The sequence below is a fragment of the Streptomyces spinosus genome (assembly GCF_020400655.1).
GTDB lineage: Bacteria > Actinomycetota > Actinomycetes > Streptomycetales > Streptomycetaceae > Streptomyces > Streptomyces argyrophylli.
In genome coordinates this window covers 1-399 of record NZ_JAINRC010000076.1, presented here as the reverse complement: position 1 = coordinate 399, position 399 = coordinate 1, and the positions used below count along the sequence as shown (strand labels likewise).

The 399-nt window shown below is 72.4% G+C and carries 1 protein-coding gene; it reads right to left on the bottom strand.

Annotated features, from left to right (window positions below):
* The coding region (locus tag LG395_RS40985; protein WP_443743021.1) for an MmyB family transcriptional regulator at positions 1 to 399 on the bottom strand (399 nt) is incomplete at both ends.

Below are 399 nucleotides of genomic sequence, written 5' to 3'. Positions count from 1 at the left end.
GAGGATGCGCAGGGCGTCGTGGGAGGGGCTGCCCGGTTCGGCGGTCAGCACCATCAGGCGCTGCCCGGAGTCGTCGGGGCTGGCCCAGGTGTCGCAGTCGAGGGTGAGGTCGCCGACCAGCGGATGGCGGTAGTGCTTGGTGCCGTGACCGGCGCCGCTGACTCGGTGCTCGGCCCACCAGATGCAGAAGTCCATGTCCCGGAGGGACAACTCGCCTACGAGGTGGGCGAGTTCGGGGTCGTCGGGGTCGGCCGCGGCCTCCATGCGCAGGGCGGCCACCGCGTCGCGGGCGTCATGATCCCAGTCGCGGTGCATGGCCCGGACGGCCGGGTCGGTGAACAGCAGCCGGATGTAGTTGCGCCGGGCCGGCGGGAGGGCGGCGAAGTCGGTGTAGAGGGC